24 protein-coding genes are annotated in these 24,684 nt (G+C 63.3%); 7 read left to right on the top strand and 17 right to left on the bottom strand.

The window, feature by feature from the left end; genetic code table 11:
- Nucleotides 1–186: 186 nt before the first annotated feature.
- Nucleotides 187–555: a PRC-barrel domain-containing protein gene (locus EIH27_RS03820; protein ID WP_164461592.1), complete on the top strand. Its 369-nt coding sequence runs from the start codon at nt 187–189 to the stop codon at nt 553–555.
- 154 nt (nt 556–709) lie between these two features.
- Here the strand turns inward: EIH27_RS03820 and EIH27_RS03825 are convergent, their stop codons facing one another.
- A complete protein-coding gene (locus EIH27_RS03825) occupies nt 710–2,107 on the bottom strand; it encodes a glycine--tRNA ligase (RefSeq protein WP_124039623.1) in 1,398 nt (465 codons plus the stop codon).
- A 323-nt stretch (nt 2,108–2,430) separates the two neighbouring features.
- Here EIH27_RS03825 and EIH27_RS03830 point away from each other — a divergent pair, with 323 nt between their 5' ends.
- The 6 genes from EIH27_RS03830 (at nt 2,431) to EIH27_RS03855 (ending at nt 6,624) form a co-directional block, all read left to right on the top strand.
- On the top strand, nt 2,431–3,360 hold the full coding sequence (locus EIH27_RS03830; RefSeq protein WP_124039624.1) for a metal ABC transporter substrate-binding protein: 930 nt from the start codon (nt 2,431–2,433) through the stop codon (nt 3,358–3,360).
- Nucleotides 3,351–4,262 (top strand): metal ABC transporter ATP-binding protein, encoded by a 912-nt coding sequence (locus EIH27_RS03835; protein WP_124039625.1) that lies wholly within the window; start codon nt 3,351–3,353, stop codon nt 4,260–4,262. Before EIH27_RS03830 ends, EIH27_RS03835 begins: the two co-directional genes overlap by 10 nt.
- Nucleotides 4,255–5,130 (top strand): metal ABC transporter permease, encoded by an 876-nt coding sequence (locus tag EIH27_RS03840; RefSeq protein ID WP_124039626.1) that lies wholly within the window; start codon nt 4,255–4,257, stop codon nt 5,128–5,130. The genes EIH27_RS03835 and EIH27_RS03840 overlap by 8 nt, the downstream gene beginning before the upstream one ends.
- Before the next feature lie 72 nt (nt 5,131–5,202).
- Nucleotides 5,203–5,616, top strand: a complete 414-nt coding sequence (locus EIH27_RS03845) for a Fur family transcriptional regulator (RefSeq protein ID WP_241152955.1) — start codon at nt 5,203–5,205, stop codon at nt 5,614–5,616.
- 250 nt (nt 5,617–5,866) lie between these two features.
- Nucleotides 5,867–6,385, top strand: coding sequence for a DedA family protein (locus EIH27_RS03850; protein WP_124039627.1), 519 nt, complete (start codon nt 5,867–5,869; stop codon nt 6,383–6,385).
- Nucleotides 6,382–6,624, top strand: coding sequence for an RNA-binding S4 domain-containing protein (locus EIH27_RS03855; protein WP_124039628.1), 243 nt, complete (start codon nt 6,382–6,384; stop codon nt 6,622–6,624). Before EIH27_RS03850 ends, EIH27_RS03855 begins: the two co-directional genes overlap by 4 nt.
- Here EIH27_RS03855 and dnaE read toward each other — a convergent pair.
- The 16 genes from dnaE to EIH27_RS03935 form a co-directional block, all read right to left on the bottom strand.
- Nucleotides 6,621–10,148 (bottom strand): DNA polymerase III subunit alpha, encoded by a 3,528-nt coding sequence (gene dnaE / locus EIH27_RS03860; protein ID WP_124039629.1) that lies wholly within the window; start codon nt 10,146–10,148, stop codon nt 6,621–6,623. The genes EIH27_RS03855 and dnaE overlap by 4 nt on opposite strands.
- Before the next feature lie 186 nt (nt 10,149–10,334).
- Complete coding sequence (locus EIH27_RS03865) at nt 10,335–10,775, bottom strand: GNAT family N-acetyltransferase (protein WP_124039630.1); 441 nt, start codon at nt 10,773–10,775, stop codon at nt 10,335–10,337.
- Nucleotides 10,772–11,698 carry an RluA family pseudouridine synthase gene (locus EIH27_RS03870; protein WP_124039631.1) on the bottom strand — a complete coding sequence of 309 codons (927 nt, stop codon included), beginning with the start codon at nt 11,696–11,698 and terminating at the stop codon, nt 10,772–10,774. The genes EIH27_RS03865 and EIH27_RS03870 overlap by 4 nt, the downstream gene beginning before the upstream one ends.
- Nucleotides 11,691–12,167 carry a signal peptidase II gene (gene lspA / locus EIH27_RS03875; RefSeq protein WP_124039632.1) on the bottom strand — a complete coding sequence of 159 codons (477 nt, stop codon included), beginning with the start codon at nt 12,165–12,167 and terminating at the stop codon, nt 11,691–11,693. Before lspA ends, EIH27_RS03870 begins: the two co-directional genes overlap by 8 nt.
- Nucleotides 12,168–12,324: 157 nt before the next feature.
- Entirely contained in the window at nt 12,325–12,945 is a 621-nt protein-coding gene (locus tag EIH27_RS03880; protein WP_124039633.1) for a DivIVA domain-containing protein, read from the bottom strand.
- Between the two features lie 178 nt (nt 12,946–13,123).
- Nucleotides 13,124–13,405: a YggT family protein gene (locus EIH27_RS03885; protein WP_124039634.1), complete on the bottom strand. Its 282-nt coding sequence runs from the start codon at nt 13,403–13,405 to the stop codon at nt 13,124–13,126.
- Complete coding sequence (locus EIH27_RS03890) at nt 13,402–13,815, bottom strand: cell division protein SepF (protein WP_124039635.1); 414 nt, start codon at nt 13,813–13,815, stop codon at nt 13,402–13,404. The genes EIH27_RS03885 and EIH27_RS03890 overlap by 4 nt, the downstream gene beginning before the upstream one ends.
- Nucleotides 13,816–13,869: 54 nt before the next feature.
- Nucleotides 13,870–14,655 (bottom strand): purine nucleoside phosphorylase YfiH/LACC1 family protein, encoded by a 786-nt coding sequence (locus EIH27_RS03895; protein WP_124039636.1) that lies wholly within the window; start codon nt 14,653–14,655, stop codon nt 13,870–13,872.
- A gap of 28 nt (nt 14,656–14,683) precedes the next feature.
- Nucleotides 14,684–15,850: a cell division protein FtsZ gene (ftsZ, locus tag EIH27_RS03900; protein ID WP_124039637.1), complete on the bottom strand. Its 1,167-nt coding sequence runs from the start codon at nt 15,848–15,850 to the stop codon at nt 14,684–14,686.
- Nucleotides 15,851–16,018: 168 nt separating this feature from the next.
- Complete coding sequence (locus EIH27_RS03905) at nt 16,019–17,047, bottom strand: cell division protein FtsQ/DivIB (protein WP_124039638.1); 1,029 nt, start codon at nt 17,045–17,047, stop codon at nt 16,019–16,021.
- The gene (gene murC / locus EIH27_RS03910; protein WP_124039639.1) at nt 17,044–18,396 is read right to left on the bottom strand and encodes a UDP-N-acetylmuramate--L-alanine ligase; all 1,353 of its coding nucleotides are present in this window, start codon (nt 18,394–18,396) and stop codon (nt 17,044–17,046) included. Before murC ends, EIH27_RS03905 begins: the two co-directional genes overlap by 4 nt.
- Nucleotides 18,393–19,511, bottom strand: a complete 1,119-nt coding sequence (gene murG, locus EIH27_RS03915) for an undecaprenyldiphospho-muramoylpentapeptide beta-N-acetylglucosaminyltransferase (RefSeq protein WP_241152956.1) — start codon at nt 19,509–19,511, stop codon at nt 18,393–18,395. The genes murC and murG overlap by 4 nt, the downstream gene beginning before the upstream one ends.
- Nucleotides 19,508–20,755, bottom strand: a complete 1,248-nt coding sequence (locus tag EIH27_RS03920) for an FtsW/RodA/SpoVE family cell cycle protein (RefSeq protein WP_241152957.1) — start codon at nt 20,753–20,755, stop codon at nt 19,508–19,510. Before EIH27_RS03920 ends, murG begins: the two co-directional genes overlap by 4 nt.
- On the bottom strand, nt 20,752–22,194 hold the full coding sequence (gene murD, locus EIH27_RS03925) for a UDP-N-acetylmuramoyl-L-alanine--D-glutamate ligase (protein ID WP_241152958.1): 1,443 nt from the start codon (nt 22,192–22,194) through the stop codon (nt 20,752–20,754). The genes EIH27_RS03920 and murD overlap by 4 nt, the downstream gene beginning before the upstream one ends.
- Nucleotides 22,191–23,279 carry a phospho-N-acetylmuramoyl-pentapeptide-transferase gene (mraY, locus tag EIH27_RS03930; RefSeq protein ID WP_124039641.1) on the bottom strand — a complete coding sequence of 363 codons (1,089 nt, stop codon included), beginning with the start codon at nt 23,277–23,279 and terminating at the stop codon, nt 22,191–22,193. The genes murD and mraY overlap by 4 nt, the downstream gene beginning before the upstream one ends.
- Nucleotides 23,279–24,682: a UDP-N-acetylmuramoyl-tripeptide--D-alanyl-D-alanine ligase gene (locus EIH27_RS03935; protein ID WP_124039642.1), complete on the bottom strand. Its 1,404-nt coding sequence runs from the start codon at nt 24,680–24,682 to the stop codon at nt 23,279–23,281. Before EIH27_RS03935 ends, mraY begins: the two co-directional genes overlap by 1 nt.
- Between the last annotated feature and the right edge of the window lie 2 nt (nt 24,683–24,684).

A 24,684-nucleotide genomic window follows, 5' to 3' on the forward strand; every position in this document is an offset into this window, starting at 1 on the left:
ATGCAACCCGGTGTAGCTTCCGCGCAGCAGTGCCCCGCGAGATACCCGCACCGTCCGCATCGGATTCGCCTGTACAGGCCAGCTGCCGCAACGAGGCACCGTACTCCGGGAACTAGTTCCAGTTTGCAGCGGATGCCCCCGTGCACAATAGAATCGCATAGCAGCTCAAGTTTTCGGAGGGGACCGATGGCAAGCAAGAAGACGGTGCAGGACCTATTTGCCGCTACCGCTGTGGATACCGACGGCGAAAAGCTTGGCGTCATCAAGGAGGTGTTCCTCGACGCGGAATCAGGGGACGCCACGTTTATTGCCCTCGGTGCGGGCCTATTCAATCACAAGTCTCTGTTGGTCCCGCTGCGCGGTGCGCACCTCGAGGATCGCTCGCTACACCTAGCCTTCCCCAAGCACAGTATCGAGGAGGCCCCGCCCCTGGATGTGAGCGCGGGGGTCACCGAGGAGCAGCGCACCCGCATTTTCGAGCACTACGGGCTCACGACCCCGCCCGCCGATGATCGCGTAACGGGCGGATCCACTACAAACGGCGCGCTCGGGTAGTGCCCACTGCTCGTGCCTGGCGCTCGATTGGAGGCCTCATCGGTGGCGAAAATCGACCACTAGGCACTCCCCTAGGTGCTGAGCGTTCCCTCGACTGATCGGGCCCGGCAGAATCCCGGCCACCCGGCCGAAACCGGGTGAGCGGGGCACCGCGTTATGCGCCGATGAGCTTCTCAGCGAGGAAGCCTGCCACCTTCTCCTCCGGGAGGCGCACCTGCTCCATCGTGTCGCGATTGCGGACCGTCACGGCGTGGTCATCGAGCGAATCGAAGTCAACGGTGACGCAGAACGGCGTACCGATCTCGTCCTGCCGACGGTAGCGGCGGCCGATCGCGCCGGCGTCGTCGTACTCAATGTTCCAGCGCTGACGCAGCTTGGCCGCGATCTCCTTGGCGGCGGGCGCCAGCTTCTCATTGCGCGAGAGCGGGAGCACCGCAACCTTGACGGGTGCCAGGCGCGGATCCAACTTGAGGACCGTGCGCTTGTCCACACCACCCTTCGCGTTCGGCGCCTCGTCCTCCACGTAGGCGTCCACCAGGAACGCCATGAGAGACCGGGTGAGGCCCGCCGACGGCTCGATCACGTACGGATAGTAGCGGCGGTTATTCGGCTGGTCGAAGTAGGACAGGTCCTTGCCGGAGTGCTCGGCGTGTGCCTTGAGGTCGAAGTCTGTGCGGTTGGCAATGCCCTCCAGCTCACCCCAATCCGAGCCCTGGAAACCGAACTTGTACTCGATGTCCACCGTGCGCTTCGAGTAGTGGGCCAGCTTCTCCTTCGGATGTTCGTAAAGGCGCAGATTCTCCGGGTTAATGCCCAGATCCACGTACCAGTTCTTGCGTAGATCAATCCAGTACTGATGCCAGTCCGCATCCGTGCCCGGCTCCACGAAGAACTCCATCTCCATCTGCTCGAACTCGCGCGTACGGAAAATGAAGTTGCCCGGCGTGATCTCATTGCGGAACGACTTGCCGATCTGGCCGATGCCAAACGGGATCTTCTTGCGGGAGGTGGTCATCACCTGCTGGAAGTCCACGAAAATGCCCTGCGCGGTTTCGGGGCGCAGGTAGTGGAGGCCGGATTCGTCCTTCACCGGGCCCAGATAGGTTTCCAGCATCATGTTGAATTCTTTGGGCTGCGTCCACTGGCCCGTCACGCCGCAGCTGGGGCACTGGAGATCGGCGAGCTCGATAGAGTCCGGATCGTCAATACCCTTCTTGTGAGCCTGCTCCTCCTGGAGCTGATCCATACGCAGGCGCTTGTGGCAGTTGGTGCACTCGATGAGCGGATCATTGAATGCGGACACGTGCCCGGAACCCACCCATACCTCACGTGGGAGAATGACCGAGGAATCAAGGCCCACTACATCGTCACGGCTATCCACCATGGTGTGCCACCACTGCCGCTTAATGTTGTTCTTCAGGGCGACGCCGTAGGGGCCGTAGTCCCAGGCGGAGCGCGTACCTCCGTAGATTTCCCCCGCGGGGAACACAAACCCGCGCCGCTTGGCGAGGGAAATGACGTTGTCGAGGCGTGATGGTGCCGGCTTGGCCATGAAAATCCTTTCGCTTGCTCCCGCCTGGCTGGAGGGTGCCACACAATCCTAGCCGCGTGGGGCGCCGCGGGGTGGCGGGAGGAGGGTGCCCACTCCCATACGACGGCGTGGTGGTCGCGTACTGGAATTGGCGGTAGGCGGCCCTGCAGGCGCGATGCAATCAGAATCATGCCGTAACTGTGCATCACACCGGTAGCTGCGCCGCGGATGCCGATACCATTCACCCACCCAGCCGAACATGACCTTCTCGGCACCCAAACAGTGCGTCAGCACACAGCCATACAAATTGACAACGATTCTCAAAAAGGCTGAGAATCATTCTCATGAGAAAGCATATGATCAGCGCACTGGCCGCGCTCGCAACACTGACCATTGGCTTGTCCGCCTGTGCGGGTACCGGATCCAGCGCTACAAGCAACGGAGCTGCAACGGCGTCGAACGAAAAAACCTTGAACGTGACCGCCTCCTTCTACCCGATCGCCTGGCTCACCGAGCAGGTGGGCGGTAATCGCGTGACGGTTGCTAGTGCCACGCCTAATAATGTAGAGCCGCATGACTTCGAGCTCGCACCCAAGGCAATCGCCTCGATCGATGCCACCAGCGCCCTGTTCTACGTGGCCGGATTCCAACCGTCCGTGGACGAGGCCGCGGGGTCACTCGCGAAGGCCAAGCCGGTGGATCTCTCCGGTTCAGTTAACCTTGTCAAGCACGCCTCCGCCGGTGGCGCGCACACGGATACCACCCTGGATCCCCACTTCTGGCTGGACCCGCAGCGTATGACGTCCGCGGCGAAGACCATTGCGGCCACCCTGGAAAAGATGGATCCCGCGGGCACCCAGACATACCAGACAAACCTGGCCGCGGTGACCACCAAACTCGAGGCGCTCTCGGCCAAGTTCTCCGCCGGACTCAACCAGTGCGAGCGTAAGGACGTCGTCACCTCGCACGCGGCATTCGGCTATCTCACCGACCGCTACGGCCTGACGCAGGTATCCATTTCCGGCATTGATCCGGATTCGGATCCTTCTCCCGCCGATCTCAAGCGGGTGGCAGCCGCCATGAAGGAAACCGGCGCCACCACCGTGTTCACCGAGGAACTCCTCTCCCCCAAGACGGCGGAGGCACTCGCCTCGCAGGCCGGTGCGCAAACGGATGTCCTGGCCACTCTGGAAGCTAAGCCGGAACACGGGGACTATCTTGACGCTATGGAATCGAATTTGACCGCGCTAAGGAAGGCGCTCGCATGCAAGTAGTCCAGCCTGTGCTGGAAGCGGAGAATCTCGGTGTACGCATGGGCGGCACCGAGATTCTGCGCGATATCAGCCTTTCTGTACAACCCGGCGAAACCGTGGGCATTTTCGGGGCCAACGGTTCGGGAAAGTCCACCCTGGTGAAGGCACTGACCGGCGTGTATCCGTATACGGGACACGCGCGTCTCTTCGGCGCCGAGGTGTCTCGCCCCCGCACGGTCGCGTGGTCCCGGCTAGGCTACGTTCCCCAGCAGATGGCGCACGGCGGCAGCATGCCCGCCTCCGCGCTCGAAGTAGTCCGCTCCGGCCTCATCTCCGGCGGGCACCCCTTCGGCGCCTACGGTCACGCAGCTAAGCGGAAGGCCCTCGCCGCGCTCGACGCCGTTGGGCTCCGGCATCGTGCCAAAGATCCCGTCGCCGTATTCTCTGGCGGGCAACAGCACCGAGTCCTCATTGCCCGGGCCCTGGTTCGCCACCCGGACCTCCTGATCCTCGATGAGCCACTTGCCGGCATTGATCGTGAGTCCCGCGAAGCCCTGGCCAGCGCACTCCACGCCGCCAAGCAGGAGGGCATCACCCTGATCATGGTGCTCCACGAAATCGAGGAACTGGAGCATCTCATCGACCGCAATATTCACATCGAGGACGGCCGCAAGGTGGCGGACGGAGCCTTCCGTGAAGGCACCCACGAAATCGACCACGTTATGCGCCGAATCGCGGGTACAAACGCCACACCGCCAGCCTCAGGCGCAGCGATCACACCACCAGCCTCGAAAACGGCGGACGTAACCGCCACACCGCCAACTTCCGGCACCACAAACACAACCGCCACCCCGCAATCCGCGTACGTAACCGGCGTCGTACAGGGTGGCACACCCAACCGTGCGGAGGAAAACAATGATTAGTGCACTGGCGCAAATGCTCTCCGTGGAGCTCATGCAGCGCTCCCTCGCCGTAGCGCTACTGGTGGGTATCACCGCGCCGATCGTGGGCAGCTATCTGGTGCAGCGCGGTATGGCGCTCATGGGTGATGGTATCGGCCACGTGGCGTTGACGGGCGTGGCCCTCGGCTGGCTGGCGGCCAGCTGGGTGGGCGTGGCCCCCGACGATTTCGCCGTGAGCGGCGCCTTCCTCATCGCCGTGGTGGGTGCGCTGTTGATCGAATGGATGCGCTCGGCGGGCCATAACTCCTCAGACACGGCGCTGGCCATCCTGTTTTATGGCGGCATCGCTCTCGGCGTGTTGCTTATTACGCTGGGTGGCGGTACGGCCGCGAACCTCAACTACTACCTATTCGGCTCGATCTCCACCGTATCTAACCTGGACGTTATCTACACCGTGGTCCTCGCCGTCGTGGTGGGCGTAGTGGGACTGGGACTGCGCGGCCCCATGTTTTCCGTAACCAACGACGAAGGCTTCGCCCGCTCCTCCGGCCTGGCGGCGCGCCACTGGAACGTGCTCATCGCGGTCCTCGCCGCTCTGACCGTCGCCGTCTCCATGCGCGTGGTTGGGGTGCTGTTGGTCTCCGCCATTATGATCGTCCCGAACGCCACCGCGCAGCTGTTTACTCGCTCATTCACGGCCACGCAGCGATGGGCCATGGGGATCGGCGCGGTTACCTCGCTGGTGGGCCTCACCATCACGTGGTTCGTGGCGATCTCTCCGGGCGCCACCATCGTGGTACTGCTTATCGCCGTCTACGTGCTCACGGCTACCTGCCTCGCACTTGTACGACGCCGTAGCACGCCGCGAGTAAGCACGGCCAGACCGTAAGAACCGGCCCGTAACCGGTGGCAATCAGCCAGCCATCCGTATCGCAACCAGCACCAAAAAGAAAGGAAACCCTTGGTCAACCTTCGCCGCACCTCGCAGCGCACCGCCATCGCGACCGCCATGACCACCATTGACGAATTTACCTCCGCCCAGCACCTGAAAGCGGTCCTGGATACCCAGGGCCACCGGATTGGTCTGGCTACCGTGTACCGCAATCTGCAGGCGCTCGCCGAATCAGGCAAGCTTGACACCATCCAAGACGAGAGCGGCCAGGTGCTCTATCGGCACTGTGCCACCCCGGTTCACCATCACCACCTGGTGTGCTGGCATTGCGGACGCACCGTCGAGTTCGAGGCGCCCGAGGCCGAAAAGCTACTAGCCCGGATTGCCACCGATTCCGGGTTCACGGGTGTTCAGCACACCATTGAGGTGCGCGGGCTCTGTTCCTCCTGCCGCGCTGCCGGTGTCAGCGCCGACGACGAGTAACTGGCCGTCCTGGACAACGATCAGTAGCGCCGAGTAATCACTCACCACCGGCGCTGCATCGCACTATTCGCCCGTCCTACGCCGGCCGCCATCCTATGCTGACCGTCCTATGCTGACCGTCCACCGCGCTACCCGGCCGCTCAGCGCGCCCCACCTGCGACACCCGATATCATAAGGACAGTTCCGTCCGCGAATCTCCGCCGATTCACGGGCACTAATTTCGCGACAGGGTGTCCCCTGGGAGGGTGTTATGATTCCGTTCCTTGCCGACAAACCATTCACGTTAGTGTTCCTTTTTCTTATGTGCGGGGTAGCACTCCGCTCCACCACCACGTTCTGGATCGGCCGATACGGCCACTACCTCGTTGCTCATCAGCGTGAACCGAAGAACGGAGTGGCTCAGCGGGCGTGGATCGCCATACACGCGCCGTCCACACAACACGCGGTAGATAAGTTGAATCAACGAGGATGGCCGCTGGTGACACTATGTTTCTTCACCGTAGGCGTGCAGACCGCCGTGATTCTCGCGGCCGGATTACTAGGAATGCGCGGCTGGCGTTTCATCGCCGCCGCACTGCCGGGATGGCTGGGATGGGCAACCATTTATTCAACGATCGGGTTTGCCGCCTGGGCAGCGATCATCGGCACCGCGATGCGCTCACCATGGGGCGCTGCCGGCATCGCGCTACTCGTGGCGGCTGGAATCGCCTACATTGTGTACCGGAGACGGCGACTGGCCGTACCAGCACAGGAGGAGATCACAGCATGACCACAGGTCCACGCACCATCGATGTTCCCGTTCGGCTTCCTATCAAGCTGGGCCAGTTCGTCAAGCTCTCAGGATTGGCGGAAACCGGCGGCATGGCGCGCGAAGCGATCGACGCCGGCGAGGTGACGGTCAATGGCACGACGCTCGCACACCGCGGCCACCGTCTCGCTGCCGGTGACGTGGTCCAATTGGCCGGCGCCGCCCCGGCCATGCGCGTGGTGGACGCGGCCGGCCTCTAACCAAGCACGCAGTTACGGCCGAGCAGCACGCGCAGGTCAGAGAACAACCCGGCGTCGGGCTTGACATAGAAGTCCTTGCCCACCTGAACCACCACCGTGCGCCGGGGACTCTGAATATGAATACGCACGGGCGCGCCACCCGGATAATCACGCAGCGTTTCGGCCAGGCGATCCATAAGTCCGGGGGTGGCCATGCGCTCGTTCATACTGAGATCAATCGGCGCGTCCGGCATGAGTGAGCCGGAGGGCAGCTTGAGATCCTGCGCGGAAAGCTGGATGGAATCATCACGCTCCTGAACGCGAGCACGCACAATGGCCAGTTGGTCCCGCTCCAGCATGGTGGACACCGTCTGGTAGGTAGCCGGGAAGAAGTTGATCTCAATGGAACCGGTGAGATCCTCCAGCGTGACCGTTGCCCACATTTTTCCGTTTTTCTTGGAAACACGCGTTTGCACATTGGTAATGAGGCCCGCAAGCGTCACCACGCTGCGGTCCGCCGGCGCCTCATCATCGAGCAAGTCAATGATGTGAGCATCCGCCGCGCGGTTAAGCACATTCTCCATGCCGGAGAGTGGATGGTCCGACACGTAGAGGCCCAGCATGTCGCGCTCGTTGTTGAGCTTCTCCCGCTTGTCCCACTCCGGCAGCTCCGGTACCTCGATCTGTACGCTCACGGACTCACTGGCCCCGCCGAACAGGTCAAATTGACCCACGGCTTCGTTGCGCTTGAGAGACACGGTGGAATCCACCGCCTCATCCACGCGGGTCAGCAGGGCGCGCCGCGTGTACCCGAAGGAGTCAAATGCGCCCGCCTTGACCAGGCACTCCAGGGCACGCTTATTGAGCACGGGCAGTTCCACCTTGTCCAGGAAGTCCTGGAAGGAGGTGAACTTACCTTTTTCCTCCCGGGCCTTGATAATGCCCTCCACCACCGGCTGACCCACATTCTTCACGGCAGAGAGACCGAAGCGAATATCAGAGCCCACGGCGGAGAAGTTTGCCTGTGATTCGTTGACGTCCGGGACCAGCACCGTAATGCCCATGCGGCGCACCTCACCGAGGTAGACAGCCAGCTTGGTGCGGTTGTCCTTCCGGGAGGTGAGCACGGCCGCCATGTATTCGGTGGGATAGTGCGCCTTGAGGTAGGCCGTCCAATAGGAGACCACGCCGTAGCAGGCCGAGTGGGACTTGTTAAACGCGTACTGGGCGAAAGGCAGCAGCACGCCCCAGAGGGTTTCCACGGCGTCTTTCGAGTAGCCGTTCTCCAGCATGCCGCTTTCAAACTTGCCGTACATCTTGTTTAGTACGGCCAGTTTCTTCTTACCCATGGCCTTACGGAGGGCGTCGGCCTCACCCATGGTGAAGTTCGCGACCTTGCGGGCGATCATCATCACCTGCTCCTGGTAGACGATGAGACCGTAGGTGGGGGCCAGAATATCGTGGAGCGCTTCCTCCAGCTCCGGGTGAATCGGGGTGATTTCCTGGCGTCCGTTCTTGCGGAGCGCATAGTTCGTGTGAGATCCCACCCCCATGGGGCCCGGGCGATACAGCGCGGAAACAGCGGAAATATCCTCAAAGTTGGTGGGCTTCATCTGCTTGAGGAGCGTGCGCATACCCGAGCCATCCAGCTGGAACACGCCAAGCGTTTCTGCCCGCCCAATCAGCTCGAACGTCTTTTTGTCATCCATGGGGACGTCCTCGATGACCAGCGGTTCCTTGCCGTTGTTCACGATGTTTTCGAGGGCGTCATCAATGGTGGTCAGGTTTGACAGGCCAAGGAAGTCCATCTTGAGGATGCCCAGGTTCTCGCACTCCGGGTACTCGAACTGCGTGATGACCGCGCCATCCGCTGGGCGCTTCATGACAGGAATCACGTCCGTGAGCGGAGCGGAACTCATGAGCACGGCGCAGGCGTGTACGCCCCACTGGCGGGAGAGGCCCTCAATACCGGTGGCCAGATCAAATACTTTTTTGGCGTCCGGATCCGAATCCACCAGTTCGCGGAATTCCCCCGCCTCCGCGAAGCGTGCGGCATCCTTGTTGTACACGTCCGCCAGCTTGATGTCCTTGCCCTGGACCGAGGGTGGCAGCGCCTTCGTCATCCGCTCGCCCATCTCAAACGGATAGCCCTGAATGCGGGACGAATCCTTGAGCGCCTGCTTGGTTTTGATGGTGCCGAACGTGACCACCTGGGACACTTTGTCCGCCCCGTAGCGGTGCTGGACGTAGTCCAGTACCTCCATGCGCCGCCGTTCATCAAAGTCCACGTCAATATCGGGCATGGAGATGCGCTCGGGGTTGAGGAAGCGCTCGAACAGGAGGCCATTCTTGATCGGATCAAGTTCCGTGATATGAAGTGCGTAGGCCACCATGGAGCCGGCCGCGGAACCACGCCCCGGTCCCACCCGGATGCCATTGTGGCGGGCCCACTGGATGTAGTCCTGGACTACCAGGAAGTATCCCGGGAAGCCCATCTGGACAATCACACCCACCTCGTAGTCCGCGCGCTCGCGCACGTCCTGCGGAATAGATTCGCCATAGCGGGAGTGAAGGCCCACCTCTACCTGCTTCATGAACCAGGAGGTCAAGGTTTCCCCCTCCGGCACGGGGAAGATGGGCATGTAATTGGCACCCTCGGCCGCGGTTTGGAATTCCACGTGCACGCGTTCGCCAATTTCCACCGTATTTGTGAGCGCCCCGGGGATATCCCCAAACAGGCGCTCCATTTCCTCCCCGGACTTCAGATAGTAGCCGGACCCGTCAAAATGGAAGCGGTCCGGATCATTGAGGGTGGAGCCGGAATTGATGCACAGCATGGCGTCCTGGATACGCGCATCCTGTTTGGTCACGTAGTGGGAATCATTGGTGGCAATGATAGGCGCATCAATCTTCTTGGCTAGTTCCAGCAGTTGGTTGTGGGTACGGCGCTCCACATCGATGCCGTGATCCATCACTTCCACGTAGTAGTTTTCCCTGCCGAAGATCTCCTGCATGTGGCCCGCGTATTCCAGCGCCTCCTTCTCCTGGCCCAGGCGCAGGTGGGTTTGCACGGCACCGGACGGGCAGCCCGCCGTCCCAATGAGCCCGGTGTGGTAGCGCTCCAGCAGTTCTTCGTCCGCCCGAGCCCACTTCCCCATCTGCCCATCCAACGAGGCCTGCGAGGCAAGTCGGAAGAGGTTGTGCATACCTTCCGTGGAGTAGGACAGCAGTGTCATGTGCGTGTAGGCTCCGCGCGCTGACACATCATCCGAGCGCTGCGCCTCCGTACCCCACAGCACGCGATCATGCCCGAATCGGGACGTACCCGGGGTCATGTAGGCTTCCATGCCGATGATCGGATTAATGCCCTGCGCTTTGCATTCGTTGTAGAACTTGAACGCACCAAAGCAGTTGCCGTGATCCGTGATGGCCAGCGACTTCTGCCCCAGCCGTTTGGCTTCCGCCACCAGGTCCTTGATCTTGGCGGCGCCGTCAAGCAGCGAGTACTCGGTATGCACGTGCAGGTGGACGAAATCGGTTGCCATGTGCCCGATTCTATAGACCGCCTCCCACGTATGCCGTTCTCGGTTTCACTGCCCGTTCGACGACGCCGCCCTACGCCGCCCCGTGTCCGGTCACCGGCGTTCTTGCGTAGTAGACGCGTCATACCGACGATAGAGCCGTGTGTGGCCGCGTCTTTCCGTTACCGCACCCGCGGGTTTAGCAACCCGCTACCGGGTGATAGTTTGCGCCATTTCCCGGTGCCAGATCCCCGCATCGAGGAAACGCTCCCTTTCGGTGAGTGTGTAGCCGGCCCGCTCGTAGAACCCGATGGCGTACTCCTGCGCATCCAGCGTGATCGTGAGTGTTCCGTCCACCGCGAAATGGCGCAGGGCCACATCCCGTGCGCCGTTCACGAGGTCCATGCCAATACCCTGCCCGCGGAACGGGCGACGCACGGCCACGCGGCCGAGATGTACGCGGGCGGCGGCGTCGTACAAAATACGCGCGCACCCGCAATCCACACCGTCCACCACCGCAAGCACCTGGACCGTGGGCGCCCCATCGCGGCCGTCCATCTCTTCCGCCTCGGTGACGTTCTGCTCCCCCATGAACACCTCACGGCGAATTGCCAGGCAGCGCTCCAGTTCACCCTCGACGATCTCAATCATTTGAATACTCCGTCGCGTAACAGCTCCAGGGCACGCTCCAGATCCTCCGGGTAGGTGGAATCAAACGTACGCCACGAACCATCCGGGTGCGTGAACCCCAGGTGAACCGCATGCAGCCACTGCCGCGTGAGGCCCAGCCGCGCGGAAAGGGTAGGATCCGCACCGTACATCTCGTCCCCCGCGCACGGATGTCCCACGGCGCTCATATGCACACGAATCTGATGGGTGCGTCCCGTCTCCAGGTGAACGCGCAGCAGGGTACCGCCCGCCATTGCCTCCAGGGTGGAATAGTGCGTCACCGCATGGCGCCCACCCTCCCGAATGGCCATCTTCCACTGGTGCCGGTAATCCCGGCCGATAGGAGCGTCGATAGTGCCCGCCAACGGATCCGGGTGCCCCTGCACCACCGCGTGGTAGATCTTCTCCACCGTCCGGTCCCGGAACTGCTGTTTGAGACTGATATAAGCGCGGCGCGACTTCGCCACCACCATGCAGCCGGAGGTGCCCACATCCAGCCGGTGAACAATTCCACGGCGCTCGGGCGGCCCATAGTCCGACAGCTGGCGCCCAGCGGCCATGAGCGCCCCAAGCACATCGGGACCCTCAAAATTCAACGATGGATGCGCCGTCATGCCGGCCGGCTTATTAACCACCACCAGGTCCGCATCCTCGTAAAGAATGGGCAGATCCGCGGGGGTAGGTACCGGCCCAATGGGACGTGGATCCGGTACATCCACCTCCAGCACCTGGCCCGAGGACACGCGCACAGACTTTGCCGCCTTGGCTCCGTCCACGGTCACGGCGCCTGCCTCCACCAGCGCGGCGGCCTTCGAACGGGACATGCCCGTCATCTTGGCCACCACAACATCCACCCGGGTTTCCTCGAACTGGTTAGGCACCGGGTAATACCGGTGTTCACTCATGTGAGCCCTCGGTAAACGCGGATATGACAAGCATCACGACGCCGAGCACCAGCGCAATATCCGCAACGTTGCCCACGAACCAGCTCCCGTAGCCAATAAAATCCACCACTTCACCCCGAAGTACGCCGGGGGTATTGGTCAGTCGGTCAATCAGGTTGCCGGCGGCACCCGCCCAAATGAGCGCGACGGAAGCCCGGGTAAGGCCGCGCGTGCGAACGGCCGCAAAGGGCAGCACCACCACGGCAGCGATAGCGATGATGGATATCAGGAGCGTGGAATTCGACCCCAGCGAGAGCGCCGTACCAGGGTTATACACCAGTTTGAGATACAGCGCGTGGCCAAGTAGAGGACGCATGGCACCGCCGGCCAGGCTGGACTCCGCCCACGCCTTCGTGAGCTGATCCGCCACTACAACCAGCACCGCCACTGCCGCGTACGGCCAGAACGGGCGCCGAATCCTCTTTGCCATATTCCTCCGTTCGCTGTATCAGGTGTCTGTCCAAGCCGCCGGAACCACCCGTGTCCGGTGCCCGCTAGAACCGAAGCAGACGGCGTCGAACTAACGCCTGCGCACCCTCACCCGGTACAAAATGCGGGCGAGGAATCCCCCACCCGCACTCAGCGTACTAGTTAGCCTGCTCCTGAGAACCACCCTCCACGTTCTCAATAAGAGACGTGAGGTAGCTGCGCAGCCGAGTACGGTAATCGCGCTCGAAGTCGCGTAGCTCGGAGATCTTGCGCTCCTGCAGACCACGCTGCTGCTCCAGCTGCGCAAGCGTGCGGTTGTGGGTGGCCTCAGCCTCCGCCACCATCTTGTCGCTCTTGTCCTTAGCTTCGGTCACCAGCTTGTCATGCTCCTGCTGACCATCGGAGACGAGCTTGTCATGCTCCTGCTGACCTTCAGCCACCAGCTTGTCATGAACCTGCTGCGCCAACACCAGCACGGAAGCCGCCGACTGCGCATTCTCAGATTCGGAAGCGGCAGCCGTATTAGCGAAGGTGGTGGTACCCGTAGCTGAATCCGGTGCGGGCGCCTCGCCCTGGCCGGCGCCCTGCAGCTCCGTCACCTTTGCTTCCGCCACCTCAGCGCGATGGTTGGCATCATCGCGCTGCTTGGTGAGCTGCTCCACGGTTTCGGCCACCTGATCGAGGAACCAATCCACCTCGTCGTTGTCGTACCCGTGCTCCACGCTCTCGGGTTGCTTGAAGCGAATGTTGAGCACATCTTGGTATGTCAGCAACGCCATCCCCCTCACCTCGGAAATCTTGAGTCAACGAACACCACGTGCCCGCCCGGGGCCACTTCACCCCACTAGTAACGAAATTATAACTTCGCTATGTTTCCGAGGCAAAACAGCCATTCCTTCGTTCACTGTACAGGATTCAGCTAATTTGCGCCCGGATCCGACACTTTGTTGAGCTCCCCTAGAACAAACGCACCACCACAGAGGAGAGAATCTGCAGGCCAATAAACAGCACCAGGAATCCCATATCCAGTGCCACACCACCGAACCGCAGGGGCGGAATGAACTTACGGAGCCAGCGCAGCGGCGGATCTGTGAGCTTGAATATCACATTGCCGACCACGAGCAGGAACCCGCGTGGCGTCCAATCCCGCGCCGTCATGAGCACCAGGTCATAGATGGCCCTCCCTACCAGGACAAGTAGGTAGAGCTGAATCAGCCCGGAGAGAATATAGCCAATCAGAGCGAATCACCATCCGGACGCTGAGATTCCAGGTGCACGGAATGCGGGGTCATGAGGATAACCTCTCCGGAAATCTTGTTGAGATCCCCGTGCAGCCCAAAGCACAGGCCGGTGGCAAAGTCCACGATCCGGTGCCGTGCCGCATCATCTGCGGCCGCGAGATTGAGGATCACCGGGAGCCCGGAGCGGAACTTTTCCGCAAAACCGCGCACATCCGCAAAGGAGGCCGGCTTCGCCGTCACGATGCGCGCAATATCCACGGCGGGGGCTACCGCGCGGATCGGGGACACATCCGTGTCCGTCCCCTCAGGCTCGGCATATTCCTCGCCGTCCTCGAAGTAGTCCTCGTCCTCGGCAAAGTCATCGTCGTTGAGCGTGGCCTTTGAAACGAACCGCTGAAACATTCCCATGGGATTCCTTCCGTTGCTATGTCCAAGTATGAAGTGTGCGCGCCGGGCGGGCAGCTATTCGGCGTGTCGCACGGGGTGAGTGGGGGCGCCGGGCGGAGCCGGATACAGCGCGAGTACGCCAGCAAAGCGGCCCGTCTGCGCGGAGCGGCGATAGGAGTAGAAAGCAGGATCCTGAAACGTCGAGCGTCCGTCCCGGTGAATGGACGTAACGCCGGCTCGCCGTAATTGCGCTGCCAGCCCACCCGGCACGTCAATACCCGGCGTTCCCCAGCGGGTGATGCACGCGGCCTCCGGAATGAGTGCTGCGGCGGCGTCACGCATTGCGGCCGGTACCTCATAGTCCGCCCCCGCGATGGATGGACCGATGAACGCCTCCAGCCCCTCCGGGCCGCCAAGCGTACGCACCGCTTTCGGCGCAATTCCCGCCAGCAGTCCCTTCCGGCCCACATGGACGACGGCGCCGCGGGGATAGGCAGTGGAGACGAGGAGCAGCGGAACGCAATCGGCCACCATGACCGCAGCCGCAATCGCGCTTCCTGATTCGGTCAGATCCAGGATGAGACCATCCGTTTCCGCGATATCTCCGTGAGGCGTGCGGACCGCATCCTGCTGGGTGGCGCTACGAATGGTGGCGCCGTGCACCTGCTCCATGGAAACAGGCGTAACGCCCAGGTAATCCGCCAGAAGCTGACGGTTACGGGTGACCACCGCCGGGTCATCACCCGTGTGATAGCCCAGGTTGAACGCGTGGTAGGGGCCGTTGGAGAAGCCGCCGGCACGCGTGGTGAACCCGGCGTACACGCGCCAGGCGCCCTTCGTTGCTACTTCGGCCAGTTTCATCAGACACAGCCTCCAACGGCCCTACCGGCTAGTTGTCCTCAAAGAGGAAGTCCGGGATATCCAGTTCCGAACGATGCGGACGCGGATTCTCTGGACGATAAGCAGCACGCGGCGATTCCGCGTGCTGCGGGGCAGAGGGCTGGGCAGGCGCGGCGGGCTCCGGTGCCGGCTCCTCTACCTCGGGCTCCGGCTCATCCTCCACCTGCGCGGGCATATCAGCCGGCATATGGTCCAGCGAAAGGAGTGGATCCTCCTTTTCATCGAAACCGGCCGCGATCACGGTGACCCGCACATCGTCACCCAGCGACTCATCCACAATGAGGCCAATGATGATATTCGCCTTGGAATCCACCGATTCCTTCACCAGCTGCGAGGCGCGCTGGAACTCCTTCATGCCAAAGTCCGGCCCGGCCTGGTAGCCCACCAGCACGCCGTGGGCGCCCTCAATCGATGCCTCCAGTAGCGGCGAGGAGATGGCGCTCTCGGTGGCCCGCATGGCGCGGTCCTCACCGTTGGCCTCACCGATGCCCATGAGTGCCGTGCCGGCGTCCTTCATGATCGTCTTCACGTCCGCGAAGTCCACATTAACCACACCCGGGATGGTGATGAGATCAGAGATGCCCTTGACACCGTTGCGAAGTACCTCATCGGCCAGGTGGAACGATTCCAGCACGGACAGATCCTCCTCACTGATCTCAATGAGACGATCGTTCGGGATCACAATGAGCGTGTCGACGGCGTCCCGTAGTTCCGCGATCCCCTCACGTGCATTCTTTGCACGCTGTGCGCCCTCGAAGTCAAAGGGACGGGTCACCACACCCACGGTGAGCGCGCCGGCTTCACGCGCGGCCTTGGCCACAATAGGTGCGGCGCCGGTACCCGTACCGCCGCCCTCCCCCGCGGTCACGAACACCATGTCGGCGCCGTCTACGGCCTGCGCGATGAATTCCTGGTTTTCCTCGGCCGCGCGCTTACCCACCGTCGGGTCCGCGCCAGCACCCAGGCCTTTGGAGACGTCGCGCCCGATATCCAGCTTGGTTTCCGCGGAAGACTTCATGAGTGATTGCGCATCCGTGTTCACCGCGATGAATTCCACCCCCGCTAGGCCGTCCTCAATCATGCGATCCACCGCGTTGACGCCACCGCCGCCCACGCCGATCACCTTGATTGAGGCCGCGTTATTCAACTCCGCCATGTCCTCTACCTCCACCCCTCAACCACAACTTGAGGGTTTCTGTGTCCGATGCCGGGCACAAGATATTGGGTTAATTACAAACCTGCAATTCCTGTTCGCCGCGTGTCGCGAACCTTACGCGGACCCATCCCGCAACTGCCGCCCGATATTTGTCCGGCACTCGCCAAGCTATTTGACAAAGGGCGCCGTGGGCTCGGAAACGTCGAATACGGTACCGGTGGTCTGCGTAAGAAGAACACGCAGCACCTGCGCCTTAAGATCCGCGTTCGAGGCGTCGCCCCATACCACGGAGCGCCCTTTGGATAGATTGAGCTGAATGCGCGAGTTCTCCAGAATAGTGGCCGATTCCACCTCAGCACGTACGTCTGCTCTGAGACTGGCAAGCACATCCAGCAGCGTTGTCATATTCGCCTCCGAGCCCGTCACCTTAATGTGCGTGAGCCCTCCAGCCACATCCTTTGTCACCGGGAACGTGGTCCCCGAGGCATCAACAGCCACGCAACTGCTCCCCTTCTCCACGCATCCGATGGGCGTACGCAACGCCGCGGTCACCGTGAGCCCATGAAGCGGCGCCCGGGACACCCGCACGTCCCGCAGTTGCGGGTAGTGTTCCTCCACCTGCTTGGCGAGGGCACCGGTGTTAACGCGCAGAAGCGGCGTACCCACCGCGGTGCTTAGAACGTTCGTTACATCTTCGTGGGACACCGTGGCGTCGCTAGCAACGCCCGCAACATTCAGGTTTTCCGCGCGAACAGCCGTCAGGGGCGAGAAAAACACGGCCCAGGCGGCCGCAACCGCCAGCACCACCCCGCCCAGCACCAGTGACATGCGCCGAATGCGCGCGCGATTCCGGTACGCCCGCCGCTCGGCCTTCCGCGCATCAAGGTCTGCTGGCGCGCGGCGGCTGGATAGATCCGGTAGTTCGGGACGAGAAAGCACAATGCCACCGCCCCAGTGACTCGGATCGGTTGGTGAGATTGACGTCCCGGTCGCTTCGGGTTCGGAGGTGGCGCGTTCATCCGCAGCATCAGCCCTACCGACGCCGAAGCGGTGCCGGACCATGGGGACCGTCGTATCCGCCCCGGAGTTCCGACGCCGATGCCCACGGCCTGCCTGCGCACCACCCAGTTCCGCACTACCCGGTTCCGCACCACCCGGCTGATCCTCGGGTAGACGGGGCATATGCGGCTTTCTCATGCCGAAAGATCCTTGAGGATCACCGGCCCCAGTTCTGTCACGTTGCCCGCACCCATCGTGATGATCATGTCCCCAGGCTGTGCCTCGGCGGCCATCTCATGGGCGGCCTCACAGCGATCCTGGACAAACCGTCCCCGCCTCATGAGGCGCGTAATCATGTTCCCCTCAATACCGTCAAAGGGCTGCTCGCGGGCGCCATAGACACCCGTCACAATGACGTCGTCTGCCCCGTCCAGAGCGGCCGCAAATTGGGGTGCGAAATTGCGTGTGCGCGAATACAGGTGCGGCTGGAAGAGAACCAGCAGCCGGCCTCTCACGCGCTCCCTGGCAGCGCTGACCGTTGCGCCCACCTCGGTGGGGTGATGCGCGTAGTCGTCAATCACGGTTACACCGCCGGCCTCACCACGCTTCTCAAAGCGACGTTTGGCGCCGCCGAACCCCGCTAGGCCGGCGGCCATCGCCACCGGATCCACGCCGAGTTCCAGTCCAGCCGCCCAGGCACCGGCCGCATTTAGCTCATTGTGAGCGCCCGGAACCGCCAAACGAAGGCGGGCGTGCCTATCGCCCTGCCGCAGCGTCACCTCCCCGTGTCCGGAAAGTGCCACGTGCGCCTCCGCCCCCAGGATTGCTTCCCCGCGTCCATAGCTCACTACCCGAATACCCTCGCGTGCCGCGCTGGTACCAAGCCGTGCCGCTCCGGCGTCGTCCCCGCAGGCAATAAGAAGCCCACCCTTCACGATCCGGCGCGCAAACTCCGCGAACGCCTCCTCAAAGGCAGCCGCGGTGCCGTAGTGATCAAGATGATCCGGTTCCACATTGGTCACCACGGCGAAGCGTGGCGCGTAGTTAAGGAAGGAACCGTCAGATTCATCGGCCTCGGCCACGATCACAGAACCGCCACCCAGGTGTCCACCGGCGCCGAGATCACGCAGACTCCCGCCGATCGCCCAGGAGGGGTCCTCGCCGGCCGCACGCAGCGCCTCCGCAATCATGCCTGAAGTGGTGGTTTTGCCGTGTGCACCGGCCACCGCCACGAATTCGCGTCCGGCAGAAACGAGGGCGAGGGCCTGGGAACGATGGATGACCGTCTGGCCCCGACGGCGTGCCTCCGCCAACTCCGGATTCGCATCCTTAATGGCCGAGGACACCACCACGATGGCGCCTTCCGGCACCGCATCCGCCCGCTGGGGCACATTAACGGGGATGCCACCCGCCCGTAGCGCGGCCGTCACGGCGGACTCAGCCGCGTCCGAACCGGTGACGGTAGCACCCTCAGCCTGGAGCAGTTCCGCAACCACGGACATGCCCGCACCACCGATACCAATGAGATGGAATGTACGATCGATCATTTTTCCTCACTCACGGATTCCACAAGATCCGCCAACCGGGCGGCCCCGTCCACCGGACTAACGGCCGGTCCCGCCGCGGCCATCGCGTGCAGGCGGGAGGTGTCCCCAAGCATGTTCACCGCCGTATCCAACGTGGCCTGGGAGAATTGGGCGTTCTTGACCACCAGGGCAGCGCCGGCGCTCACCGCATCCTGCGCATTGAGCGCCTGCTCCCCGTTGCCGATCGGAAGCGGCACGTATATGGCAGGAAGACCAAGCGCGCTCACCTCTGCCACCGTGCCGGCCCCGCTGCGGCAGATCACCAGATCCGCGGCCGCATAGGCCAGCTCCATTCGCGTCTCGTAGTCCTGTACGTGGTAGGTAGGCAGCCCCTGCGCCGCCACCCGCACCGGCGCATCCTTGCCACGCCCGGTCACGTGGTACACCTGTATGCCCGCCGCGGCGAGTTGCTTCGCGCCGGCGGCCACCACCTCATTGAGTTTCTGCGCACCAAGCGATCCACCCGTCACCAGCAGTGTGGGGAGAGAGGCATCCAGTCCGAGTGCTTCCGCCGCCCTCGCCCGCTCCCCGGCCCGGTCCCGGGACTGCGCAAGTCCCGCGATCTGGGCGCGCAGCGGCAGGCCGACGACGAACGTGGTGCCGTGCGTGGCGCGTAACGGAGTGGAGGGGAACGTCAGTCCCACCGCCGTAGCCCACCGCGCCCCGAGCCGGTTAGCCAGGCCCGGACGTACGTTCTGCTCGTGAATAACGAAGGGGATCCCCAGCCGGCGGGCGGCAACATAGATGGGCGTGGAGGCATAGCCACCAAAGCCCACAGCCACGCGAGCCTCACTTGCCTCCAGAATGGCGCGGGCCTCACGCACGGCGCGGTGAAAATCGCGCGGGAAGCGCACGGCCGCCAGGTTGGGACGGCGAGGGAAGGGTGCACGCGCCACGGTAGCCAGCGGAACATGCGCCGCTGGCACCAGGTCCTCCTCTAGACCGCCCGGCGTGCCCACGGCCTGTACGTTCCACCCGCGCCCCTTTAGTTCGCTGGCCAGCGCGAGAAGCGGATTGACGTGGCCGGCGGTGCCCCCACCGGCCAGTACCGCGGTGTGCGTTTCGTTGCTCATCATGCCTCCTCAGGTACCACAGAGCGTACCCGGCTGGCCAGGCGTGGCGAACGCCGGAAGGATTCGCGCACGCCGGGTACAGAAAGTGCGCAGGAAAGCGCCACGCCCACCGCCACCAGGCAGGCGATCACAGAACTGCCGCCCTGGCTCATGAAGGGAAGTGGCACGCCAAATACGGGCAGCAGTCCGGTCACCACCAGCATGTTCACCAGCGCCTGGCCGCACAACCACACGGCTACACCGCCGCACAGCAACCGTGCGAAACGGTGCGGATGAGCGCGGGCGATGCGCAACAGCGCCCACCCGATGCCCAGCACCATGAGCACCACCACCAGGCAGCCAAAGAAGCCCAATTCTTCTCCCACCACGGCAAAGATGAAGTCCGTTTGCGCTTCCGCCATGTTTCCTGGCCACTTTTGGACGCCGGTGCCCAGCCCACTGCCGCCTAGACCCCCGGACCCGAAGGCCCACAGTGCGTAGTCCGCCTGGGAGGGATCGGGACCCTTGGGCATGGTGAACAGCGTGGAGAAGTAATCCCCAATGCGAGCAAGGCGAGAGGGGCTCATCGCCACAAGCAGCGCACCCGCCAGAACGGCGAGGAGCGTGATAACGCCGAAGAAACGCCCGGATAGTCCGCCCAGCCAGAGCACGGCAACCGCGATCATGGCCACAATGATGGCCGTACCCATGTCAAAACCTGCCAGCACCGATCCGAGTGCCAGGAGGGTGATGAAGAATGGCCACCGCCACTCGTGCACAATTTCACGCCACTCGGTGGCACGCGGTTTCTTCACGGTGACCACCGTGGCCGCAAGCCCCACGATGAGAGCCAGTTTCAGGAACTCGGAGGGCTGAAAACGTACCGGCCCCAGCGCCACCCAGTTTCGATTGCCCGCCACGGCCACGCCCAGCGGGGTAAACACCAGCACCTGGAGGAGCACCCCCGCCGCCAGAATCCACTTCCAGTAGCGCCGGTAAAACTGCAGGGGAAAAATGGCGGTCACCACACCCGCAATCACGCCCAGCACCGCGTACACCGTTTGGAATCCGGCGCTACGGAACGAACCGCCATTCCCCGCGTCCTGGTAGGCACCCGGCGTAATGGCCGAATACACCATGATCACGCCGAGCACGGTGAGGCCCAGGGCGCACGCCGCCAGCACAATGATCGACTGGTGCATCACGGCCTGAACACGTGCGTCCCGATCCGCCACCGCCGGGTCAGGCCCGTTCGCCTGCTCCGTCACTGCAACTCCCTCACGGCCTCAGCAAAGCGCTCGCCGCGCACCGCGTAGGAGGTGAACTGGTCCATGGAGGCGCTAGCCGGCGCCAATAGCACCGTATCCCCGTCCTCGGCCATCTGCTGGGCAGCCCGCACGGCTTCCCGCATGGGATCGTCCGAATCGGGTGCAATGAACTGGGTGGGCACCGGTTCACCATCCAGTGCCGCGTGCCAGGGCGCCTGATCCTTCCCGATCACCACGACACCCCGCAGCGCCGCCTCGACGTCGTGCACCAAACCGGAGAACTCCGCTCCCTTAGGCAGTCCGCCCACAATCCACACCACCGAATGGTCGCGCTGGGCGGCTAGGGCGGCGCGGGCGGCGTGCGCATTCGTGGCCTTGGAATCATCCACGTAGCGCACCCCGCGCACGGTGCTCACCAACTCGATACGGTGCCGGCCAATATGAGCACCAGCCAGGCCCTCTCGAATGTGCGCCGGAGACGCCCCGAGCGCGCGCGTCAGGGCGACGGCGGCCAGGACGTCGTCGAGCATGTAGGGCGGCAATTCCGTCCCGTCCGGTCCCAGGTGCGCCAGATCCGCGAGTGCCACGACGGGCACGGCCTCCTCCCAGCGCTGGGGCCCGAAGGCGCGATCCACGATAAGTCCATCCACCACGCCGATCTCGCCCACGGCCGGAATACCGTGGGTGATGCCGATGGCGCGGGCACCCTCCTGGACGTCCGCGTTATCCACCATGCGCTGCACATCCGCATCCCCCACCGGGTAAATGGCTGCCTGCTGCACGTGTTCATACACGCGGGCTTTGGCTGCCCAGTACGCCTCGCGGCTACCGTGCCACTCCAGGTGATCGTCGGCAATATTGAGGCACACGCTGGCCAAGGGCGCCATCGAGTGGGTGGTGCGCAGCTGGAAGGAGGAAAGCTCCAGCACAAACGCCTTGGCCGCAGAGGTTGCCACCTCCACCACGGCCGGATTCCCGAAGTTGCCCAGCGGCTTATCCCCCATGCCAGCCGCGGCAAGAATCGAGGCCGCGAGCCCCACCGCCGTCGTTTTCCCGTTCGTACCCGTCACCGTGAGCCAGGGGGCGGCATGACCCTCGGCGTCGCGCTTACGCAGGTGCCAGGCCAACTCGATTTCGCTCCACAGCGGAATGTTTTCCTCCGCCGCCGCGCGGAACAGCGCCCCCACCTCGGGGATTGCCGGTGCCGGCATAATGATGTCCGGCCGCCACGCCATGACCTTTGCGGCAAGCTCCTCGGAATCCGCGTCACTCCCCGCCGTGTCCAGCGGGAACCGGACCGCGCCGGCCAGCTTGGCCATATCCGCATCCCAGGCGGACACGGTGGCCCCTGTAAACCGAGTCAGGGCTTCGATCGAGGCGAGGCCGGACTTCCCCAGGCCCACCACGGCAACACGTTTTCCGGCTAGAAATTCGCTCATTGAACCTTTGACAACCATTCCATATAGAACATGCCCACGCCCGCCGCCGCGAACAGGGCCTCAATAATCCAGAACCGCACCACCACGGTGATTTCCTTCCAGCCCGCCAGCTCAAAATGGTGGTGGATGGGGGCCATGCGGAACACGCGCCGCCCGGTGAGTTTGAAATGACCCACCTGGATCACGTCCGAAAGTACCTCGATGAGGTAGAGCCCGCCCAGGAAGAGAGCCAGCAACTCCGTGTGCGTCACAATCGACACGCCGGCGAACAGGCCGCCGATGGCGAGCGATCCGGTATCCCCCATGAAAATTTGTGCGGGAGACGTATTCCACCACAGGAATCCGAAGCAGGCCCCCACCATGGCCGCGCAGATCATGGTGACATCCCACGGATCGCGCACCTGGTAGCAACCCGGTAGCGCGTCCAGCACTCCCGTGCACTGGTGATTGTTTTGCCAGAACGCCACCAGCGTGTAGGCGCCAAAGGCCAGCATGGTGGTGCCGGTTGACAGTCCGTCTAGCCCGTCGGTGAGGTTTACGGCATTGGACCAGGCGGAGATCAGGAAATTGGACCACAGGATGAACAGGATGACACCCAGCGGTACCCCGGCAAAGGCAAGGGTAAGCGGGAGGTCCCGCACAAAGGAGAGGTTGAAGGAGGCCGGAGTGAGGTTGCGTTCACTGGGGAATCCCAGCACGGCGGCCGAAAACACTATGCCCACAAGCGCCAGTCCGGCCATTTTCGCCCATGGGGTGAGGCCGAGAGACTGCTTCTTGGAGATCTTAATGAAATCGTCCGCGAACCCCACGGCGCCCATACCCAGCATGAGGAAGATGAGCAGCAGTCCGGAGGCGCTTGGCCAGCGGCCCGCCACCGCGCAACCCGCCGCGAAACCAAGCACGACGGCGGCCATGATAATCAGCCCGCCCATGGTGGGGGTGCCGCGCTTGACCAGGTGAGAGGTGGGGCCGTCCTGGCGGATGAACTGGCCAGCATGCTGACGCACCAGCACCCGGATCAGGAGGGGTGTCCCGGCCCCGGCCACCAGCAGGGCCACGGCCCCCGAGATAAGAATTCCCAGCATCAGGCCTCCCTCAGCGCATCAGCCACACGCCACACGTTCGATCCATTGGAGCCCTTGATGAGCACCGTATCGCCATCCTTGAGCATATCCGTCACGGCATCCTGCGTCCCCGCGACGCTGTCCAGGTATCTCACAGCAATGCCGGCGCGGCATGCCGCCTCCGCCAGTGGTTGTGCTTCTTTACCGACGACGACGAGTGCGCTGACGCCGGCTTCCTGCAGAGGCGCGACAAGGCTTGCGTGCTCGCGCGCCGAGGCATCACCGAGCTCCAGCATGGCGCCCAGCACGGCCACGCGGCGGCCCGTCCGGCCAATCCTGCCGAGCGACCGGATGCCGGCGCGCATTGAGTCCGGGTTCGCGTTGTAGGCGTCGTCAATGACGGTGACCGAAAGGTGCTTCGGGGTGAAGACGTCCATACGGTGCGGCGAGGCCGCGTGAGCACCCAGGTGGCCCGCCACCGCGTCCAGGTCCAGTCCGAGCGCGAGAGCCGCGCTCGCCGCCGCCAGCGCATTGGCCACGTGGTGGGCGCCCACGAGTCCCAGACTGATGTGGCGTGTACCGCCTGGCGTCACCAGATCAAACACCGCCCGGTCCGCCTCATCCATGTGCACATTCTCCGCGTACACGTCCGCGGTTCGGTTGCCGGCCGGCGAGAAGGTTAGTACCGGGCCGGTGGCGAATTGCCGCATGTTCATCACGCGCTCATCATCAAGATTGAGCACCGAGGTGCCGCCTCTCACCTCGCCCTGGATGAGTTCAGATTTAGCGCGAGCCACGTTCTCGATACCACCAAATTCGCCCAGGTGTGCGCGAGCCACAATGAGTTCAACAGCCACGTCCGGCGGCGCAATAGACGTGAGGTAGGCGATGTTCCCGATATGGTCCGCCCCCATTTCCGCCACCAGCGTGGCCGTGGTGGGGCCCACGCGGAGCACCGTGAGAGGTAGCCCGATTTCATTATTGAGGGATCCCGGCGGTGCCACTACCTCGCCGCGCTCGATAGCTATTCCCGCCAGAAGATCCTTCGTGGTGGTTTTCCCTACGGAGCCGGTAATGGCCACCACGCGCAGGTCCCTATTGTGTTGCCGCGCCAGGGCCAGGTTAGCGGTGGCTAGCTTCCCCATCGCCTCCGGTACCGAGCGGACAGCAATAATCCGGGCCGGATCGGCCCCGCTCGCCAATGCAGCCGCCGGATTCTCGGTGAGCACGGCCAGAGCCCCGCCCGCCAATGCCTGCCCGGCTAGGGTGGCCCCATCCACGCGGGCACCATGGATAGCGCAGAACAGTGCACCCGGCGTGATCTGACGGGTGTCCGTCACCGCCGCGGTCAGCATGCCCGCCGCGGGGGACGTAATGGTGCCCTCCGCGTACCGGGCCGCGTCCCCGAGGCTCATGGGGATCATGT

The organism is Neoactinobaculum massilliense, from assembly GCF_900604955.1.
Taxonomy (GTDB): Bacteria; Actinomycetota; Actinomycetes; order Actinomycetales; family Actinomycetaceae; genus Neoactinobaculum; species Neoactinobaculum massilliense.

What these genes read in the sequence shown, in the direction of transcription:
- dnaE (WP_124039629.1), bottom strand. Translation starts at nt 10,148, where the DNA reads ATGGCAACCGATTTCGTCCACCTGCACGTGCATACCGAGTACTCGCTG.
- murD (WP_241152958.1), bottom strand. Translation starts at nt 22,194, where the DNA reads ATGAGCGAATTTCTAGCCGGAAAACGTGTTGCCGTGGTGGGCCTGGGG.
- EIH27_RS03935 (WP_124039642.1), bottom strand. Translation starts at nt 24,682, where the DNA reads ATGATCCCCATGAGCCTCGGGGACGCGGCCCGGTACGCGGAGGGCACC.
- EIH27_RS03890 (WP_124039635.1), bottom strand. Translation starts at nt 13,815, where the DNA reads ATGGGAATGTTTCAGCGGTTCGTTTCAAAGGCCACGCTCAACGACGAT.
- EIH27_RS03880 (WP_124039633.1), bottom strand. Translation starts at nt 12,945, where the DNA reads ATGGCGTTGCTGACATACCAAGATGTGCTCAACATTCGCTTCAAGCAA.
- EIH27_RS03835 (WP_124039625.1), top strand. Translation starts at nt 3,351, where the DNA reads ATGCAAGTAGTCCAGCCTGTGCTGGAAGCGGAGAATCTCGGTGTACGC.
- murG (WP_241152956.1), bottom strand. Translation starts at nt 19,511, where the DNA reads ATGATGAGCAACGAAACGCACACCGCGGTACTGGCCGGTGGGGGCACC.
- murC (WP_124039639.1), bottom strand. Translation starts at nt 18,396, where the DNA reads ATGATCGATCGTACATTCCATCTCATTGGTATCGGTGGTGCGGGCATG.
- EIH27_RS03830 (WP_124039624.1), top strand. Translation starts at nt 2,431, where the DNA reads ATGAGAAAGCATATGATCAGCGCACTGGCCGCGCTCGCAACACTGACC.
- EIH27_RS03865 (WP_124039630.1), bottom strand. Translation starts at nt 10,775, where the DNA reads ATGATTGAGATCGTCGAGGGTGAACTGGAGCGCTGCCTGGCAATTCGC.
- lspA (WP_124039632.1), bottom strand. Translation starts at nt 12,167, where the DNA reads ATGGCAAAGAGGATTCGGCGCCCGTTCTGGCCGTACGCGGCAGTGGCG.
- EIH27_RS03905 (WP_124039638.1), bottom strand. Translation starts at nt 17,047, where the DNA reads ATGAGAAAGCCGCATATGCCCCGTCTACCCGAGGATCAGCCGGGTGGT.
- mraY (WP_124039641.1), bottom strand. Translation starts at nt 23,279, where the DNA reads ATGCTGGGAATTCTTATCTCGGGGGCCGTGGCCCTGCTGGTGGCCGGG.
- EIH27_RS03855 (WP_124039628.1), top strand. Translation starts at nt 6,382, where the DNA reads ATGACCACAGGTCCACGCACCATCGATGTTCCCGTTCGGCTTCCTATC.
- EIH27_RS03820 (WP_164461592.1), top strand. Translation starts at nt 187, where the DNA reads ATGGCAAGCAAGAAGACGGTGCAGGACCTATTTGCCGCTACCGCTGTG.
- EIH27_RS03825 (WP_124039623.1), bottom strand. Translation starts at nt 2,107, where the DNA reads ATGGCCAAGCCGGCACCATCACGCCTCGACAACGTCATTTCCCTCGCC.
- EIH27_RS03870 (WP_124039631.1), bottom strand. Translation starts at nt 11,698, where the DNA reads ATGAGTGAACACCGGTATTACCCGGTGCCTAACCAGTTCGAGGAAACC.
- EIH27_RS03850 (WP_124039627.1), top strand. Translation starts at nt 5,867, where the DNA reads ATGATTCCGTTCCTTGCCGACAAACCATTCACGTTAGTGTTCCTTTTT.
- ftsZ (WP_124039637.1), bottom strand. Translation starts at nt 15,850, where the DNA reads ATGGCGGAGTTGAATAACGCGGCCTCAATCAAGGTGATCGGCGTGGGC.
- EIH27_RS03840 (WP_124039626.1), top strand. Translation starts at nt 4,255, where the DNA reads ATGATTAGTGCACTGGCGCAAATGCTCTCCGTGGAGCTCATGCAGCGC.
- EIH27_RS03895 (WP_124039636.1), bottom strand. Translation starts at nt 14,655, where the DNA reads ATGAAACTGGCCGAAGTAGCAACGAAGGGCGCCTGGCGCGTGTACGCC.